Origin of the sequence: Bradyrhizobium sp. PUT101, assembly GCF_052043945.1 — a bacterium.
Taxonomy (GTDB): Bacteria; Pseudomonadota; Alphaproteobacteria; order Rhizobiales; family Xanthobacteraceae; genus Bradyrhizobium.
Window position 1 is genome coordinate 506,440 of record NZ_CP197207.1, and the last position, 14,377, is coordinate 520,816.

The following is a 14,377-nucleotide window of genomic DNA, read 5'->3' on the forward strand; positions in this document are numbered from 1 at the left end:
CCCTTCTTATCCTCACGTCCCGACGTCGAGCATCTTCAGATTAGCCGAGGTGACCGGAGCGGACACCGCACTGCGCGACAACGTTCTGGAGATCCCGAAATGCAGGATCGGCCAGATCGCATAGGAATGGTCGCGTCGATACTCAGCGTGTTCCCGCCAAAGTCGCCGCGCCTCGTCCGCGATGATGAAGGGGGCGAGGGCGTCGGCTTCGCGTTCAAAAATTCGCTCGGCGGTCGACCGCAACTCGTGGCGCAGTAGGCCGGCCAGCGGTGCGTTGAAGCCACGCTTGGCTCCCTCGGTGACAGCGCTGGGAGCTTTCAGCCGGCGGGCGAGTCGCCGCAACAGGGCCTTCTTTTCGCCCTGCCGTGAAAGCAGCAGATCGGCATGGCAGCGCCCCGCGAAGTCCATGATCCGCCGGTCGAGAAACGGAACTCTCAGTTCGAGTGAGTGGGCCATGCTCATCGCGTCAGACTTCGGCAGAAGTCCGGCCGGCAGGTGCCAGCGCTGATCGGCAACCAGACAACGATCGATGAGATCGCCTTCCGCGTTTGCAATCTCGGCCTTGTAGCCGCGGAACGGGTCCTCATCAAGGAGAGGGCGCAGCGCGCTGCCGTAAAGTTTGGAAAGCATGAACTGCGGGACGTAGCGGCGCCAGCAGGCATGCGCCTCATTCGGACCAGCGGCCATGCCGAAGGCAAAGCGGAATGCAATGGCAGACAGCGGGAGCCGCTTTCGTCCTGCCGCTCCGAACGCATAGAACAACTGGCCGACCTGGCTCCAGGCGCCTGACGGCAGAAGCGGGCCGAGACGGGCCGCCCATTTCGATGCGGCGTATGTTGGATAGCCGGCGAAAAACTCATCGCCGCCGTCACCCGTGAGCGCCACCGTCACGTTCTTTCTCACTTCCTGCGAAAGCAGGAGCAGTGCCAACGAAGCCTCGTCGCAGGACTGACCATCATAGTGGTGGACAACCTGGGCCAACAGGTCGCCGAGATCGGTGCGCATCTCGATTTGGACGGAGCGAAGCTTGGCGCCGATCGCATCGGCCACCGTTCGAGCGAGGGGCGTCTCGTCGAATTCCTGGTTGGCGAAGCTCGCTGTGAACATCGGCAACTTGCCATCGGGCCGGTTGGCGCCCAAAGCAACGAGCGTACTGTCGATGCCGCCGCTGAGCAGCACGCCGACGGGGACGTCGCTCACCAGCTGGTCGGAAACAACTTTGCGCCACAACTGTTCGAGCTCGACTGTCGCGTCGTCAATGCTGGTGATTTCGGCAGTTCTGGTCGGTCGCCAAAATTGCCGTTCGGTCCGCTTGCCCTCGCAGTAGGTGACGACGGTCCCGGGCGCGATCTGGTGCACCCCCTCGAATGTGGTGTCCCGTGTGCCGACGTAACCCATCGCGAAGAAAGCATGAAGTCCCGCCGCCGAGACATGGCGGGGCTGAGCTGGATCGGCGAAAATGCCTTTTATTTCGCTCGCGAAGCGAACGGCGTCGCGGTCTTCGGCGTAATAGAGCGGCTTGATGCCGATGCCGTCCCGGGCGAGGATCAGACGGCGCTCATCCCGATCCCAGAGTGCGACGGCGAACATGCCCTCCAAGCGATCGAATATCCGATCACCCCATGCGAGATAGCCCAGCGGAATGATTTCGGTGTCGCAACTGGTTCGGAACGTGAATCCGAAATCGCGGGCCAGTTCAGTCCGGATCTCCCGGTCGTTGTAAATCTCGCCATTGTAGCTGACGATCACTCGACCGGAGGGATCGGCGAAAGGCTGCCGGCCATCGACGCTGAGATCGCGGATCGCCAGCCTCGCATGGCCGAGTGCTACTCCCGGAGCGATCAAGACGCTGCTGTCGTCCGGGCCGCGATGGTGTAAAGCGGCGACCATGGCGCGCACTGATCTCTCGCAGGCGAGCCTGCGATCGCTAGAATAGATGCCCGCAATGCCGCACATGATTGCCTCAGGCGCGCGTCATGCGATTGTCGCGAAGCGGTGGCGCTTCGTCGCGCCTGCCGGGCTCGTAATTCTCCCGCTCGATTCGCGATGATTTGACCATGATCTGGCGGAGCAACACCGCCAGCAATCCGAGCGAGAAGATGATGACGGACGAAATGATGCCGCCGACGCCGACAAAGAAGAACACGTTGAGCTTCGCGATCAGCGCGAGAGCAAAGCTGACAAAGGAGGATACCAGCACGATGCACGCCATCAGGGCGAACATTTTGAGCGGATTATAGTAGATCGCGGCTTCTACGATGTACTGAAGTGTCTTCATCGAGTCGCGTAACAATCTGACCTTAGATTTCCCCACCCGCTTGTGATACTCGATCGGGATGTACGCTACGAACTTCCCGGTCATCATGTACGCTAGCGTCATCGACGTGGTGAAGCTGAAGGTCTCGCAGAGATGGTCGAAGTACTCCAGCGCGCTCGAGCGCTGGAACACGCGAAGACCAGAGTTTATGTCCGGGATGGAGCGTCCGGCAGTGAACTCCACGAGGAAGCGTAGCACCCGGCGCAACGGCATTTTGATCAGCGATTCGCGGTAGTGCTTGCCGCAGCGCGCGCCCACGACCATGTCGTAGCCCTGGTTGTACCGGGCAAGCAGATCCGGAATGGCTTCAATCGGGTAGGTTCCATCGGCATCGTTGATAATGATCGTGTCGTAGCGGGCGGCCCGAATTCCGTCCTTCAGCGATCGGCCATAGCCGACGTTGTGCGGATGACGCAGCACCCGCGCTCCGGCAGCCTCGGCCCGAGCCGCCGTCTCGTCGCAAGAGCCGTCATCGACCACCACGATTTCGTAAGCGCCGACTACACCATTGGACAGTACCTGTCGCAGGCGGGCGATGGTCCTGCCGATCTCATCCTGCTCGTTGAGGGCAGGTATGACGATCGAGATCATCGCTTGCGGCCTACCGCAATGACCGACTGGCCAAAGACCTTCCTCGTTGCGGGGTCGGCGAGGCGTGAGAGCGGAACCAGCCATTTGTCGAAGAGGAGTATCTGCGAATTGACTGCCTTGTCGTTGAGCGAGCCATGGCGAAGCGCGCGATTGGCGAGCCAGCCAAGTCCGCCTATCGAATTGAAGTAGTCGCAGCGAACGACCTCGAGCCCGGCATCGGCAAGCCGCGATCGCATTTGGGCCCGGGTATAGCGGCGGTGATGGCCCGCCATGCGGTCGAGATCGTTGAAAAGAAGTTCCAGAGCCGGAACGATCACGAGGAGATGGCCGCCAGGTTGAAGCGCCCGGGCAAGATTCGTGACCGCCGTGCCATCATCCTCGATGTGCTCGATCACGTTCAGGCACACAATCGTTCTCACCTTGCGTTCATCGGCAAGCGCCACAAATTCCGGACGTGTGATGTCTGAAACGCGCAGATCGAGCCCGGGAAACTGCTGGCGTCCTTCCTCCACCGAAACAGGGTCGATATCGATACCGATATAGTCGCCGTAGCCGCGCAGCACACTGGCATAGCTACCGTGTCCAACACCGATTTCGAGCACCGGCGCGGCAAGGTAATCCGAGAACGAGGCCAGGATCCACGAGATATAGTTCTTCGCGTCAGCCATCGCGGACGAATATGTCTCCGCACCCTTAGGAGCGGGCACGGACGCTAGCCGGGCCTCATCCATCCTCGCGTCCTGAACGTTATTGTGGCGCTCCCTCAACCTATACTACATGGGGCCAGGTCCGTCGAGCCTAGCCGCTGACCTTAGGTCAAACGCATGAGCCTCACTTCACTCTCAACAAGGAGGCAACCCGGTCGCCCGGGTTCAACTGCCTGCAGCAGCAGGATCGCTTCGACTGCTTCCTGCACGAGTTAATCAAAAACGTGGCTGGCGATCCCGGCAGGACTCGAACCTGCAACCCGCGGAGTAGAAACATTCCGGGCGCCTTGCGATTTTGCGCAATCCCGCAAAGCCTTAGACCGCATCGCCGCCGCCCTCCGGGGTTTTCTCCGGGGATCGCATGCGCAGGATCTTCTCGCGCGCCGCCGTGATGCCGCGCGCCTGGCCGGGCTTGTCGATCTGCTCAAGCATCGCTAGCCGCGCCATCGTGATGCAGCGGCCGCGCTCGGTGCCATTGTCGACCGAAACGTGCCAGAGCAGGCCATAAGCCAGCTCGATTGCTTCGCTCTGGCTGCGACGGATCGCCAGCGCGGCTCCGTGGTGCGTTATTTCGGCCTCGGGGCTGGCGCTGCCGCCACCGCGCTCCGGTGATTCCTCCGGTGTTCGGTGAAACTCGGCGGTCGCCACGCATGCGTAATTCCAGGCAAGGATTGCCTCGATGGGGGCGCCCGTCGCCGGTCCGCGCCCATCGCAGCTCATGCATGTCACCTGAAGCCGGGTGCCGTCGCCAACCGCTAGCACGGCCGTGAGGGCGCTCTCGCAGTAAAGGCAGGTCCGCGCCTGGAGCCGCACAGCGCCTCCGTGGTGCGTTATTTCGGCCTCGGGGCTGCCGGAGTGCGGGGCGGGGTCGGTTGGGCGCATGGGCGGGGCTCCTAGCGGGTTTCGCGGGGCTCGAGCCAAAACGTGGCCGCGCCGCCCATAGCCATCGCCGCATGGTGCGGCCGGTAGGGCTTGCCATCGATCTCGACGTCTTGCCCGTTGTCCATGGCTTCGAAGACCATGCGAACGACCGGGCCGCAAATTTCGATGGTTACCATCTCGCCGCCGGCAACTGGCTTGGGTGCATCGGGTCCTTCGCCTGGTGACCATGTCAGGGTCATCACGGCGTCGGCGATCGATTGAATCGTCATGGGCTAGCGCTCCGTGGGGGTTTCAGTCGGTGATGATTTTCACGGTCTCTCGGACGAAGCGGGCGAGGGCGACCAGGTCGATCGCGCCGTCGTAATTCATCTGCAGCGTTCCAGGGATGTCGACGCCGAAGTTCTCCGTCTCGGTGCCGGCCGTTGGTGCCGGCGTGGTCGAGTACGCCATCTCCCGCTTCGCCTGCTCGAGGAGGTGCGAGCCGATCTGCTCGGCCAGCCATTGCTCATATTGGGCTGCGGCTTCTTCGCTGGTCATGGGCTAGCTCTCCGTGGGGGTTTCAGTCGTCTAGCTCGTCAAGCGAATGGCACTGCAACCATCGGGGACTGGCCGCCGCGCCCGGTGTCGCAATGTGGACAATCCGCGGCGGCGCGTCGACCGGCGTGAGCCGATCCTGTATCAGCGTCATCGGCGATCGGCAGCAGCAGCTCCAGATGTCGCGCTGCCAGGCGCGCCATCTCGCTGGCGGCTCGAGGAACAGCATGCCGCCGCGGACAAAGCCGGTGGTCTCGGGCTTCAGCTGCATTTCGCTAGTCCTCCTCGCCGCCCGTGCCCATCGTTGGCCGCGCAAAGTCCGGCCGCACGTCGGCGCGCTCGCCGCATTTGCTGCAGACAAATTGCGCCTCGAGGTCCGACAGCCGAACCTCATCCGGCCAGCGGTCGACCTCGGCCGGCGCCATGCGGATCATGTGGCCGCATTTGTGGTCGGCGCAAAACACCAGCAGGCCGCGCGTGCCGCCGCGGCCGTCCTCCGGCTTGCGCATCTCGCCGAGCGTGATCTTCTGCTCGCGGTCCGTCATTCGCCGCCCTTGTCGACCAGCTTCGCCGGCGCCGGCGCGATCTCGCGCGCGCCGTGCGTTTCCTCCATCGCCTGGCGGACGTCGTCGACCGTCGCTGCCGTGTAGAAGCTCGCCGTCGTTTTGATGTCGGTGTGGCCGAGCAGCTCCTGCACCACGCGCAGGTTGCGGGTCTTGCGCAGCGTCCGCATGCCGGTGGTGTGGCGCAGGTCGTGGATGCGCGCCTTGACGCCGGCCTTCGCCCACGCGCGATCCTTGTGCGAGCCGAGGCCCTCATAGGTGATGGGATGGCGCTCGCCCTTCATCCGGCGATCGTCGGGGTCGCGCCAGTTCTTCCAGTTGCGCTGCGCCTTCGTCGTGAAGACGAATTCGGCATGGTGGCCGCGCCGTCGCCAGAGCATCGCGTAGACTTCGCGCGTCAGCGGAATGGTGCGCCAGCCGCCGCCCTTGACCTGGACCTGGATGGTCGCGTTCTCAAAGTCGACTTGCGGCCAGGTGATCAGCAGCTCGCGCCGGCGCAGGCCGGTGATGATGGCGAAGCGGCGCAGCTCGGCGTAGTCGAAATCCTCCGCTGCATCGAGCGCCTGTTCCTCTGCCGCCGAGATCTCGCGCACCGGGCGCCTGGTCTCTTTCAGCCGGTGTTTTTTCCAAGTCGGCTCGTTCGGCAGATAGGCGTTCCAATTTTCCTTGGCGCGGCGCAGCACGCGGCGCAGCAGGTCGATGGTGCGGTTGACGGTCGTCGCCGTGATCGGCCGGCGGATGATTTTCTCGCGGCCGCGCGCGTCGACGACGGTCGAGTCTCGCCGCGTATCCTTGCGGCGCTCGGCGACCAGGCGCGAGACCGTATCGTCGATGATGTCGTGGAGCTGGGTCTTGGGGCTGAGGATCTCGACGATGCGGTCGAGCGCGCTCTTGATCTTGCGGTCGGCGAGGTGCTGGCCGTGCTCGGTCCACCAGCGATCGCAGGCGCGGCCTAAAGTCAGCGGGGCGCGCTGCTCGGCTCGCTCGCGCTCGAGCTGCTCGGCGGCTTCGCGCCTTTTCTCGGCCTCGATCTGGCGGGCCTCGAGTTCATTGTCCCGTTGCGTGGAGCCGTAAAAGCGACGACGTTGGATTTGGAAATCGTACTGATAGAATTGCGAGCGCTTGTCGCGGTAGATGGGCATGCCTCGGTGTCCCCTGTGCCCGCCAAAAAGGCCTCGATGTCCGCCCGCGAGAACACGCGGCGCGGTTTCTTGCGGCCGGTGCCCTTGATCCGGTTGGGCAGCCGACCGGCGTCAATATGGCGCTTGATGGTTTCCCGGTCCATCGGGAACAGCCGCGCCAGCTGTGGAACGCTGATGGTGGCAAAGGTCGCGAAATGCGACTCGAGGGCGGGGGCGAGCGTCATCGGTTGGCTAGCTCCAGCAGCACGTCGGCGTGGCAGGGCGCGCCTGGCTTGCACCAGCAGGCGAGGTTCTTGCCGCGCAGTTCGGCCAGCGCCGCGCGGGTCGATGCGTGATCTGCGAGCGAGCGCTCGAGATAGGTGCGATACAGCGCGACGGCGTCGGCCGGCGTCACTTCCGGGATCTTGACCATCTCGCTTTCGAAGGCCGGACCGCAGACAAACGGATTGCCCCACTTGCCCGGCCGCGTGACGCTGACCGTGTTCGGCGGCATGCGCGAGCCCTTGGTGCGCTGGCGCTGGATGCGCTGCGGAATCATAGGGCGGCTCCCAGGCAGGCGCGACCGGCGGCCGTGAGCCGGCAGGTGACCTTGTTGTCAATGTCGCGGCCCCACTCGATCAGGCCCATGTCGGCCAGCGGCAGCAACGGGCCGCGGCGGTCCGGGCAGCTCCATGCGGTCGAGAGAGTGCGCAGCAGGTCGCGCTGTTCCTCGTTCGGGCGCGGCGGGACCGAGAGCGCGGCAAGGGCTTCGGCCAGGGTGGCACATGGCGTGGTGCCGTCGACCATGTAGCTCCGCTGCGTCGAGCGCGTTCGCTTGAAAAACTTGTCGATCACCAGTAGGCGCGGCTGGTCGATGCAACGATGGCCGTAGCCAAAGAACGCGCTGCCGCCGTTGAAATGCATGGCGTTGCGGTTGAGTCGCCAGCTGTTGAAATCGGCCTCGGTGAAAGCCGGTTGCTTCGGAATTTCAGGGTGTCCGAACAAGTCCTTGACCTCCGCCGGCTTCGCCCGGTCCTCGACCGGCTGCATCCATTTCGCTGGCGTCACGGCTCGCCCCTTCGCGGCTTCTGGCAGGTCTCGCCCTGGATCGCGTTGCAGGCCTCGCAGCTGCCGTCGTGGGCGACGAGCTCGGTCTCGCAGCGCCGGGCCGGGCCTGGCGCCACCGGCAGCTTGCGCTCGCACATGGCCTCGCGGGTCCGCTCGATCGTGGCGTCGAATGCGTCCGCCTCGCTCGTTACGCGGCGGGCGATTTCGCCGGCGCGATCGAACATGCGGGCGACCATCGCCTCGGCGTCGACCAGCTCGACCCTGCCGAGCCCACGGGCGCGCAGATCCTCGGCGAGCGCGGTCGCCAGCAGCAGGTAGCTCATGGGGCTCCCTCCGATGCGCGTGCGATGGCGTCGACGACCAGCCGGACGTAGTCGAGCGACCACAGGCAGAAATTGTCCGCGATCAGGTCGCGGCGCTGCCCTGCGTCGAGTGTCCGGCCGAGATCTCTTTCTGCTCCCGCCACGCGCGTCCTGGCCTCGGCCAGGTCTTGGGGTGAGACGATCCAATGTGCGGCGCTCGTCATGGTGCCTCCGTCCGTTTGGGGTGCAGCCGGTCGCCCCGGATCTCCGCGCGGCCGCTGGCGATCAGGCTGGCAACCCGGCTTTCACCGATCGCCTTGGTGCCGAACCGCCAGCCGCCGCGCGCGCGCCGCTCGAGGGGCTGGATTTCAAGCAGGCGCAAGATCAGTCTGTTGCCGGCATCGTTCGCCTGCCGGCGCTGCCGGGGCGCTTGTGCCGGGCGCGGTGGCCGCGCGCGGGCCGCGCAGCGCCGTGAGCAGAATTGCTGCCGCGATCGGCTGGGCAGGAAGGCGGCGCCGCAGCCGCAAGTGGGCAGGGGCCGCGTCATGCTGCGCTCGCGATCTCGGGGTCGGCGAGCAGCGGCGCCTCGAGGCCGACGGCGATGATGTGTCCGAAGCTGCGGGGATGCGGCTTGCGCCGGCGGTCCGGCGCCTGCGCGCTCGCGCCGGTTGTGGCTGCCACGTTCTCCCGTCCGCTGTCGATGTGGGTGGGTGCAATGGTCCCCATATTCCTCCCCCGTAACAGACCCGACCAAATGTAATTCGGTCGGCTCGCACTGCGGCCGTATTCTCTGGAAGTGCAACCGGCGCGGGACGCGGAACTATGCCACGCCGGGGCGCATTGGTTACACGGTGTGTTTAATTCTGTCCAGAAAAAACAACGCCGTGTGTAAGTCGATTTGAATAGGGAGTGCTGGGATGTTGACGAATTTCATGCGCGGAACCACCGACGCGACGCGTCGGGCGGCGCTGCAGCTCGCGGTTCAACTGCCGGAGGACGTCGCCGAGGCGCGGGCGGTGCTTGCGCAGGTGGAGGCGGTGCTGGAGGGCTTTCTGATCGCCCGTCCGGCCGTTGTCGCGGTCGCCGTCAGCGAGTCTTGCGTTGTGCAGGGGCCTGCTCGACCGACTGAAGCGCAACGGCAAGCTCATAAGGCAATGACGCCTCAATGCCTCGATAGATGTAATCTAAGGTCGCGCCCGTGAATTGGCAGACCTTCAGGGCTTGGTCGAGCGAGATTCGGCGCGCACCGCGCTCGTAATTGTTCCAAGCCTGCTGCTCGATCTTGACCAGGCGACAGAACGTCGCCTGGTTCATCTTCTTGGCATCGCGAATTCTGCGAAGCCTCTCGCCGATCTCATGAATTTGGTCTGCCATCCTGCCCGGCAGGATGCGGTTAAACGTGCCGTTTTGGCTATCAACGCGTGGGTCGGTTTGCAACTTACACGCTGTGTGTAATAAATTCGCCGCATGATTGATTCGCGGCTCAAGCTCCTGACTAGTGTCACTGCCGTCATCGAGGCGCTCGGCGGCGGCAGTGCGGCCGCCCGCATCGGGCGCTGCACGCCGCAGCAGATCTCGAACGGTCTCGCCCGCCAGCGCCTGCCGGCGGCAACCTTCCTCCTTCATACCGACGAGTTGCGAGTCCGCGGCTTTCGCGCGCGGCCCGAGCTTTGGGGCGTCAAGAGTACCAGTGCCGACCCACGGCTGTGGGGCATCAAGCCGCTGAGGCGGCGGGGCTAGGGGCGGTTCCAACATGGGGAACACGCTAGCGGGACGCGGTTCCGTCCGTCGAGCCGCACCGGGCGCAGAAATCCCGCGAATTTGCGGCCTGTGGATATCCGGTTTGTCCGAAATTTTGGCCTGTGTGTTCGCGTTTCGATCGCACCGCGCAGGCCTGTGGGCCGCTGTGGATAACGCGCGCCGGCCCTGCATTTCACGGGGTTTTTGGAGGGGGTGGCCATGATCGATCCTGCCGTTGCGGATTTTGCTGCGCGGATCGTCGATCCCGACGACCTGCGCTTTCTCGTCATGCTCGGTGCGGTGTTGGTCGCCAGCGCTCTTGCGACGGTTGCCGCCGCCGCGCAGCCCTTCATGCGCCGCGAGGATGGCGGCTTCGGCTTTCGCTGGGCGAGGCGGCAATGAGGTCTGCCCGCGCCATCCTGTTCGGGCTCGATCGGCGCATGATCGTCGGCGCCGTTCGCGTCGTCATCGCCGACGAGGTGCCGCCGGTCATCATGTACGACGGCGATCCGTTCCTCCCGATGCCGGTGCCGCCCGGCTGGTCGGCAAAGGACGTGCTCGCCTACGGCCAGGCGCGTCCCTACCGCGCCGACGAGGGCCTGCTCGAGGTGGCCGGGGCTTTGCGGGGCGGCGAGGCGGCGTCATGACCGTCCGTCCCGTCATCACCGTCGATATGGTCGAGGCCGCGGCGCGGCGCGCTTTGGCTCAAGGCAAGGATCTGCGGCTCTGCACGTCGCACTACATCGCGCAGCACATGGTCGTCTGTGATGCCGAGTGCCGCGGCCTTGACTACACCGGCGCCGTCTCAGCGGCGCGGCGCTGGCTCAAGGGGTTTACGTCGTGACCGAGCAGCTCAACCGCACCGATGCTCGCGAGGAGCTGAAATCCTACATCGAGCGCATTGAGCGTCTCGTCGAGGAAATCGTTGCGCTCAAGGACGACCAGCGAGTGCTGTTCGCCGAGGCGAAAGCCAAGGGCTACGACACCAAGGCGATGCGGCGCATCATCAAGCGCCGGCAGAAGGACCCGAACGAGATCGCCGAGGCCGAGTCGATCGACGGGACCTATATGCACGCGCTCGGCATGCAGGCCGAAAGCCCGCTGCACGTGCAGGTCGCGCGCCTGGTGCGCGACGGCATGTCCCGCGATGAGGTGATCGAGGCGTTCCAGCTGCTGATCCCGCGCAACGGCGAGATCATCGCCAGCGTCGGCGGCACGCCGATGCGGCTGTGGCGCACCGAGGACGGCAAGGCCTGTGCTGAGGAATACGTGCCGCCGCTGTTCGATAGCTTCATGGCGAAGCGGAAGGCCGAGAAATGATGCAGGCGCCCGTCAACGTTTCGGATGCGCGCGCGGTCGCTTTCGACATGTCGGCGCTGCCGGACCTGTCGTTCACGCCGTGTCGCCGTATCTGGCTGTCGCATCGCGAGCCGATCTTCATGCTGGTCGACGCCGTCGACTATGCCTGGCTGGCGGAAAGCATGTGGAACGTCTGGCACGCCGGTAACGGGCGCGGCGACAGGTGGATGCTCTACGCAAAGCGTAATGTCGGGCCGGGCCGTTCGACCGTCCGCGCGCATCGCGAGATCATGATCGCGGCAGATCCAGGTAGGGACGATGCGTTCCTCTCCGCACACGTCGTCGACCACATCAACGGCCAGACCCTCGACAATCGGCGCTGCAATCTGCGCTGGGCCACCAAGCGCGACAACGCCATCAGCCGCCGCACGCGCGGCACGGCGCCGACGCTCGAGTCGATCGTGCAGCGAGTCATCGCCGACGCGCTCGCGGCCGCGGCGCAATTGGAGGAGATGCCGTTTTGACGCTCTCGTTCCACCCTTACGCCAACCTGTTTCCACTGATCGAGGGACAGGAGTTCTATGACCTCGCCGAGGACATTCGGACCAACGGCCTGCTCGACCGCATCGGGTTGATCCCGGCCGAGGGCGGCGAGCAGATCCTTGACGGCCGGAACCGCTACCGCGCCCTATGCTGGCTAGTTTCGACCGGCGAGGTGCTCGGCGACGCGTGGGGTAAGTGGTCCGGTGAGCCGCTCACGGTCGATCGCCTATCTAATCTCGATGACTTCGGCCTGTACTGCGATGCGCCGGTCGAAAACGACGCAGAGGCGCTCACCTTCGTCCTGTCGAAAAACCTCAACCGGCGCCACCTGACCGACGACCAGCGCCGCATGCTCGGCGCCCGGCTGGTCAACATGCGCCCCGGCCGGCAGGCCCAAACTTCGCAATCTGCGAACATTAGCCGCGAGCAGGCCGCGGAGCTGGTGACGGCGGATGTCGCTGGCATCGATCGGGCCAGGGCCGTCGTGGCGCGGGCCGTCCCTGAGGTTGTGGCTGCGGTTGATGATGGCGCGTTATCGGTTGCTGCCGGCGCCGAGATCGCCAAGCAGCCTGTCGAGCGCCAGGCAGAGATCGCCAAGGCGCTGACTCGGGACGCGTCCGGCAAGCTGACCGACGAGGCCAAGAGGGCGTTGGCGCCGCTGATCCGCGAGATCCGGGTCGAGAAGATCGCCGCCAAGAAAGAGCGCCGCGCCGAGCGCGAACAGGAGTTCGGACGCAAGGTGCAGGCGCTGCCGGGCAGCTTCTACGGCGTCGCGATCGAAGATTTCGAGTGGCATCACGCGGCTTGGTCGGAGGCATCTGGCAGCGAAAAAAGCCCGTCGATGCATTACGAGACCGCCGAGGATGCGCAGACGCCGGAGGCGATTGTCGCCCGTTGCGCCGAGCGCTTTGCATGCCTCGCGCCGGATTGCGTGTTGTTCAAGTGGGTAACGATCCCGCACCTGGCGATCGGCATCAAGGTGCTCGAGCTGCAGGGCTTCGAGTACGTCACCAGCCTGGTCTGGAACAAGGAGCGGGCGGGGGCCGCTCGCGGTCCCGGCTATTGGGTGACCGGCGAGCACGAGATCGTCCTGGTCGGCAAGCGCGGCAACGTGGTGCCGCCGGCGACCGCGCATTTCCGCAGCAACTTCTCGGCGCCGGTCGGTGCGCATTCTGAAAAACCCGACAACCTGCACGAGCTGGTCGAGTTTCACTGGCCGAACGTACCAAAGGTGGAATTCAACGCGCGTCGCCGCCGGGATGGCTGGGCTGCGTGGGGATTCGATGCGCCCGACGCCGAGCCGACAGCCGACGTCGAGGCCCTCCGCGAAGCCTTCAACGCCGCGCGGGCAGCTCGTGCGGCCGAGCGGCTGTGGGAACATCCCGCGGTCGATGGCAGCCACGTCGTCAGCATGACGCGCGACTACACCGCCGACGCCTCGTTCGTCGTCGCTACCTGCCGGTGCGGCTGGTCGTTCCGCTGCGTGGGAAAGCCTTTCGACCTCGATCGCGAAGCCGCGGTCGACGCGCATTGGCGCGAGGTGATCGCGCGCGCAGAGATCTCTGTCGACGACGCTCTCCCGGAGCCCTCCGGTGAGGCCGAGGCGGCCGCAGCGGAAGCAACTGACGGGGCCAGCGCCGCTGCGGCCGTCGCGGACGTCGAGGGCGCTCCATACGATGCCGCCGACGTCGTCACCATCGACCAGCTCGCCGGCTCGGAGTGGCTCGCGCCGTCCGACCTGGACGCGCTCGAATTGCCGGAGCACGAGCAGCTCAAGATCCTGTCCGACTTCTGCCATCCCAGGCGCGCGCTGTGCGCCGTGCTCGGCCCGCACTGGCAGGCCCGCGAGATGGCCTATTTGGCGTCCGGGCAATGGGCGTTGCGCGGCGCGGGCTGGGACCGCTTGCGCGAGCTGGAAGCGGCCGAAGCCGCGCCTCCATTGCCCGATGCGGTTCTGACCGAGCCTTACTGCGCGCCGCAAATGTCGTTTTTCGACGTCGCGCGCCAGATCGACGATGCGCCGCCGGCCGAGGTCGTCGATGGCGCGTTGCAGACGCGCCTGCCGGTCGATGCCGACGAGCTGGCCGAGCAGCTCGCGCTGCTCGACATTGCCGCCGGCCGCTGGGACGCGGTCGACAGCGACATGATCCGTCATCTCGTCGGCGGCCGCGGCTTCGCGCACTGCACGACGACCAGCGTCCTCGTCACCGACGAGGGCAGGGCATTCCTGGCGCAGCTGGTTGCGCCGGTATCACCTTCACAACCTGAGGCAAGGCAATGAGCTTGACGTTCGATGCGCTGCGCGGCGCAAATCTAGCGCGACTACCGCAATTCAAAAACGGACGCGGTGAGCCGGCGCATTCCAAAGCCGACGGCTCGGACTGGACGCTCGCGCAGTGGAGTAACGCTGTTCTTGGCGAGCTGGGCGAGGCGGCCAACATCATCAAGAAGATCGAGAGGGGCGACATGACCCTCGATGAGGCGCGGCCGTCACTCGCGAAAGAATTCGCGGACGTGCAGACCTACTTGGACATTCTCGCCTATCGCGCCGGCGTCGATCTCGGCGAGGCGACGCTGCAGAAGTGGAACGAGGTATCGGAGCGCGTCGGCAGCACCGTGCGGCTGTATCCGGATCGCTGGGACGTGTTTTCGAGGCTGGCACGTCCGCCGGGCCTGCGTCCTTCGAAACTGCGGTCGGAGTAGTGCCCGT

General features: G+C 65.3%; 23 protein-coding genes and 1 pseudogene. 7 read left to right on the top strand and 17 right to left on the bottom strand.

Annotation, left to right across the window (positions count from 1 at the left end; all coding sequences use genetic code 11):
* Nucleotides 1–12: 12 nt before the first annotated feature.
* The 17 genes and pseudogenes from asnB to ACSHT2_RS02590 form a co-directional block, all read right to left on the bottom strand.
* Nucleotides 13–1,956, bottom strand: coding sequence for an asparagine synthase (glutamine-hydrolyzing) (gene asnB / locus ACSHT2_RS02510; RefSeq protein WP_440640235.1), 1,944 nt, complete (start codon nt 1,954–1,956; stop codon nt 13–15).
* A 7-nt stretch (nt 1,957–1,963) separates the two neighbouring features.
* On the bottom strand, nt 1,964–2,908 hold the full coding sequence (locus ACSHT2_RS02515; RefSeq protein ID WP_440640236.1) for a glycosyltransferase family 2 protein: 945 nt from the start codon (nt 2,906–2,908) through the stop codon (nt 1,964–1,966).
* Nucleotides 2,905–3,576 carry a class I SAM-dependent methyltransferase gene (locus ACSHT2_RS02520; RefSeq protein WP_440640237.1) on the bottom strand — a complete coding sequence of 224 codons (672 nt, stop codon included), beginning with the start codon at nt 3,574–3,576 and terminating at the stop codon, nt 2,905–2,907. Before ACSHT2_RS02520 ends, ACSHT2_RS02515 begins: the two co-directional genes overlap by 4 nt.
* Before the next feature lie 354 nt (nt 3,577–3,930).
* Complete coding sequence (locus ACSHT2_RS02525; protein ID WP_440640238.1) at nt 3,931–4,263, bottom strand: hypothetical protein; 333 nt, start codon at nt 4,261–4,263, stop codon at nt 3,931–3,933.
* 245 nt (nt 4,264–4,508) lie between these two features.
* Nucleotides 4,509–4,766: a hypothetical protein gene (locus tag ACSHT2_RS02530; RefSeq protein ID WP_440640239.1), complete on the bottom strand. Its 258-nt coding sequence runs from the start codon at nt 4,764–4,766 to the stop codon at nt 4,509–4,511.
* 22 nt (nt 4,767–4,788) lie between these two features.
* A complete protein-coding gene (locus ACSHT2_RS02535) occupies nt 4,789–5,034 on the bottom strand; it encodes a hypothetical protein (RefSeq protein ID WP_440640240.1) in 246 nt (81 codons plus the stop codon).
* Between the two features lie 22 nt (nt 5,035–5,056).
* Nucleotides 5,057–5,302 (bottom strand): hypothetical protein, encoded by a 246-nt coding sequence (locus tag ACSHT2_RS02540; RefSeq protein ID WP_440640241.1) that lies wholly within the window; start codon nt 5,300–5,302, stop codon nt 5,057–5,059.
* A gap of 4 nt (nt 5,303–5,306) precedes the next feature.
* A complete protein-coding gene (locus ACSHT2_RS02545; protein WP_440640242.1) occupies nt 5,307–5,576 on the bottom strand; it encodes a hypothetical protein in 270 nt (89 codons plus the stop codon).
* The gene (locus ACSHT2_RS02550; RefSeq protein ID WP_440640243.1) at nt 5,573–6,736 is read right to left on the bottom strand and encodes a tyrosine-type recombinase/integrase; all 1,164 of its coding nucleotides are present in this window, start codon (nt 6,734–6,736) and stop codon (nt 5,573–5,575) included. Before ACSHT2_RS02550 ends, ACSHT2_RS02545 begins: the two co-directional genes overlap by 4 nt.
* Nucleotides 6,737–6,768: 32 nt before the next feature.
* Nucleotides 6,769–6,960, bottom strand: a pseudogene (locus ACSHT2_RS02555) (helix-turn-helix domain-containing protein); the annotation flags it as partial.
* Nucleotides 6,957–7,274 carry a DUF4326 domain-containing protein gene (locus ACSHT2_RS02560; protein ID WP_440640244.1) on the bottom strand — a complete coding sequence of 106 codons (318 nt, stop codon included), beginning with the start codon at nt 7,272–7,274 and terminating at the stop codon, nt 6,957–6,959. The gene ACSHT2_RS02560 and the pseudogene ACSHT2_RS02555, both read right to left, overlap by 4 nt.
* Nucleotides 7,271–7,765: a hypothetical protein gene (locus tag ACSHT2_RS02565; RefSeq protein WP_440640245.1), complete on the bottom strand. Its 495-nt coding sequence runs from the start codon at nt 7,763–7,765 to the stop codon at nt 7,271–7,273. Before ACSHT2_RS02565 ends, ACSHT2_RS02560 begins: the two co-directional genes overlap by 4 nt.
* 14 nt (nt 7,766–7,779) lie before the next feature.
* Nucleotides 7,780–8,106, bottom strand: coding sequence for a hypothetical protein (locus tag ACSHT2_RS02570; RefSeq protein WP_440640246.1), 327 nt, complete (start codon nt 8,104–8,106; stop codon nt 7,780–7,782).
* Complete coding sequence (locus ACSHT2_RS02575; protein WP_440640247.1) at nt 8,103–8,309, bottom strand: hypothetical protein; 207 nt, start codon at nt 8,307–8,309, stop codon at nt 8,103–8,105. The genes ACSHT2_RS02570 and ACSHT2_RS02575 overlap by 4 nt, the downstream gene beginning before the upstream one ends.
* Nucleotides 8,306–8,632, bottom strand: a complete 327-nt coding sequence (locus tag ACSHT2_RS02580; RefSeq protein ID WP_440640248.1) for a hypothetical protein — start codon at nt 8,630–8,632, stop codon at nt 8,306–8,308. Before ACSHT2_RS02580 ends, ACSHT2_RS02575 begins: the two co-directional genes overlap by 4 nt.
* Nucleotides 8,629–8,811, bottom strand: a complete 183-nt coding sequence (locus ACSHT2_RS02585) for a hypothetical protein (RefSeq protein WP_440640249.1) — start codon at nt 8,809–8,811, stop codon at nt 8,629–8,631. Before ACSHT2_RS02585 ends, ACSHT2_RS02580 begins: the two co-directional genes overlap by 4 nt.
* A 360-nt stretch (nt 8,812–9,171) precedes the next feature.
* A complete protein-coding gene (locus ACSHT2_RS02590; RefSeq protein WP_440640250.1) occupies nt 9,172–9,711 on the bottom strand; it encodes a helix-turn-helix domain-containing protein in 540 nt (179 codons plus the stop codon).
* A gap of 333 nt (nt 9,712–10,044) precedes the next feature.
* Between ACSHT2_RS02590 and ACSHT2_RS02595 the strand changes: the two genes are divergently transcribed.
* The 7 genes from ACSHT2_RS02595 to ACSHT2_RS02625 all read left to right on the top strand — a co-directional run bounded on the left by ACSHT2_RS02595 (nt 10,045) and on the right by ACSHT2_RS02625 (nt 14,370).
* Entirely contained in the window at nt 10,045–10,227 is a 183-nt protein-coding gene (locus ACSHT2_RS02595; RefSeq protein WP_440640251.1) for a hypothetical protein, read from the top strand.
* Nucleotides 10,224–10,472 (top strand): hypothetical protein, encoded by a 249-nt coding sequence (locus ACSHT2_RS02600; RefSeq protein ID WP_440640252.1) that lies wholly within the window; start codon nt 10,224–10,226, stop codon nt 10,470–10,472. The genes ACSHT2_RS02595 and ACSHT2_RS02600 overlap by 4 nt, the downstream gene beginning before the upstream one ends.
* On the top strand, nt 10,469–10,669 hold the full coding sequence (locus ACSHT2_RS02605; RefSeq protein WP_440640253.1) for a hypothetical protein: 201 nt from the start codon (nt 10,469–10,471) through the stop codon (nt 10,667–10,669). The genes ACSHT2_RS02600 and ACSHT2_RS02605 overlap by 4 nt, the downstream gene beginning before the upstream one ends.
* Entirely contained in the window at nt 10,666–11,145 is a 480-nt protein-coding gene (locus ACSHT2_RS02610; RefSeq protein WP_440640254.1) for a DUF2312 domain-containing protein, read from the top strand. Before ACSHT2_RS02605 ends, ACSHT2_RS02610 begins: the two co-directional genes overlap by 4 nt.
* A complete protein-coding gene (locus tag ACSHT2_RS02615) occupies nt 11,142–11,648 on the top strand; it encodes an HNH endonuclease (protein ID WP_440640255.1) in 507 nt (168 codons plus the stop codon). Before ACSHT2_RS02610 ends, ACSHT2_RS02615 begins: the two co-directional genes overlap by 4 nt.
* A 107-nt stretch (nt 11,649–11,755) precedes the next feature.
* Nucleotides 11,756–13,948, top strand: a complete 2,193-nt coding sequence (locus ACSHT2_RS02620; RefSeq protein ID WP_440640256.1) for an MT-A70 family methyltransferase — start codon at nt 11,756–11,758, stop codon at nt 13,946–13,948.
* A 2-nt stretch (nt 13,949–13,950) separates the two neighbouring features.
* Nucleotides 13,951–14,370, top strand: coding sequence for a MazG-like family protein (locus tag ACSHT2_RS02625; protein WP_440640257.1), 420 nt, complete (start codon nt 13,951–13,953; stop codon nt 14,368–14,370).
* Nucleotides 14,371–14,377 lie beyond the last annotated feature (7 nt).

Bases quoted from the DNA above. Each gene is read 5' to 3' on its own strand.
- ACSHT2_RS02565 (WP_440640245.1), bottom strand. From the start codon at position 7,765: ATGCAGCCGGTCGAGGACCGGGCGAAGCCGGCGGAGGTCAAGGACTTG.
- ACSHT2_RS02530 (WP_440640239.1), bottom strand. From the start codon at position 4,766: ATGACGATTCAATCGATCGCCGACGCCGTGATGACCCTGACATGGTCA.
- ACSHT2_RS02545 (WP_440640242.1), bottom strand. From the start codon at position 5,576: ATGACGGACCGCGAGCAGAAGATCACGCTCGGCGAGATGCGCAAGCCG.
- ACSHT2_RS02590 (WP_440640250.1), bottom strand. From the start codon at position 9,711: ATGAAGGAGGAAGGTTGCCGCCGGCAGGCGCTGGCGGGCGAGACCGTT.
- asnB (WP_440640235.1), bottom strand. From the start codon at position 1,956: ATGTGCGGCATTGCGGGCATCTATTCTAGCGATCGCAGGCTCGCCTGC.
- ACSHT2_RS02560 (WP_440640244.1), bottom strand. From the start codon at position 7,274: ATGATTCCGCAGCGCATCCAGCGCCAGCGCACCAAGGGCTCGCGCATG.
- ACSHT2_RS02520 (WP_440640237.1), bottom strand. From the start codon at position 3,576: ATGGCTGACGCGAAGAACTATATCTCGTGGATCCTGGCCTCGTTCTCG.
- ACSHT2_RS02515 (WP_440640236.1), bottom strand. From the start codon at position 2,908: ATGATCTCGATCGTCATACCTGCCCTCAACGAGCAGGATGAGATCGGC.
- ACSHT2_RS02535 (WP_440640240.1), bottom strand. From the start codon at position 5,034: ATGACCAGCGAAGAAGCCGCAGCCCAATATGAGCAATGGCTGGCCGAG.
- ACSHT2_RS02575 (WP_440640247.1), bottom strand. From the start codon at position 8,309: ATGACGAGCGCCGCACATTGGATCGTCTCACCCCAAGACCTGGCCGAG.
- ACSHT2_RS02585 (WP_440640249.1), bottom strand. From the start codon at position 8,811: ATGGGGACCATTGCACCCACCCACATCGACAGCGGACGGGAGAACGTG.
- ACSHT2_RS02540 (WP_440640241.1), bottom strand. From the start codon at position 5,302: ATGCAGCTGAAGCCCGAGACCACCGGCTTTGTCCGCGGCGGCATGCTG.
- ACSHT2_RS02570 (WP_440640246.1), bottom strand. From the start codon at position 8,106: ATGAGCTACCTGCTGCTGGCGACCGCGCTCGCCGAGGATCTGCGCGCC.
- ACSHT2_RS02550 (WP_440640243.1), bottom strand. From the start codon at position 6,736: ATGCCCATCTACCGCGACAAGCGCTCGCAATTCTATCAGTACGATTTC.
- ACSHT2_RS02600 (WP_440640252.1), top strand. From the start codon at position 10,224: ATGAGGTCTGCCCGCGCCATCCTGTTCGGGCTCGATCGGCGCATGATC.
- ACSHT2_RS02580 (WP_440640248.1), bottom strand. From the start codon at position 8,632: ATGACGCGGCCCCTGCCCACTTGCGGCTGCGGCGCCGCCTTCCTGCCC.
- ACSHT2_RS02595 (WP_440640251.1), top strand. From the start codon at position 10,045: ATGATCGATCCTGCCGTTGCGGATTTTGCTGCGCGGATCGTCGATCCC.
- ACSHT2_RS02605 (WP_440640253.1), top strand. From the start codon at position 10,469: ATGACCGTCCGTCCCGTCATCACCGTCGATATGGTCGAGGCCGCGGCG.
- ACSHT2_RS02615 (WP_440640255.1), top strand. From the start codon at position 11,142: ATGATGCAGGCGCCCGTCAACGTTTCGGATGCGCGCGCGGTCGCTTTC.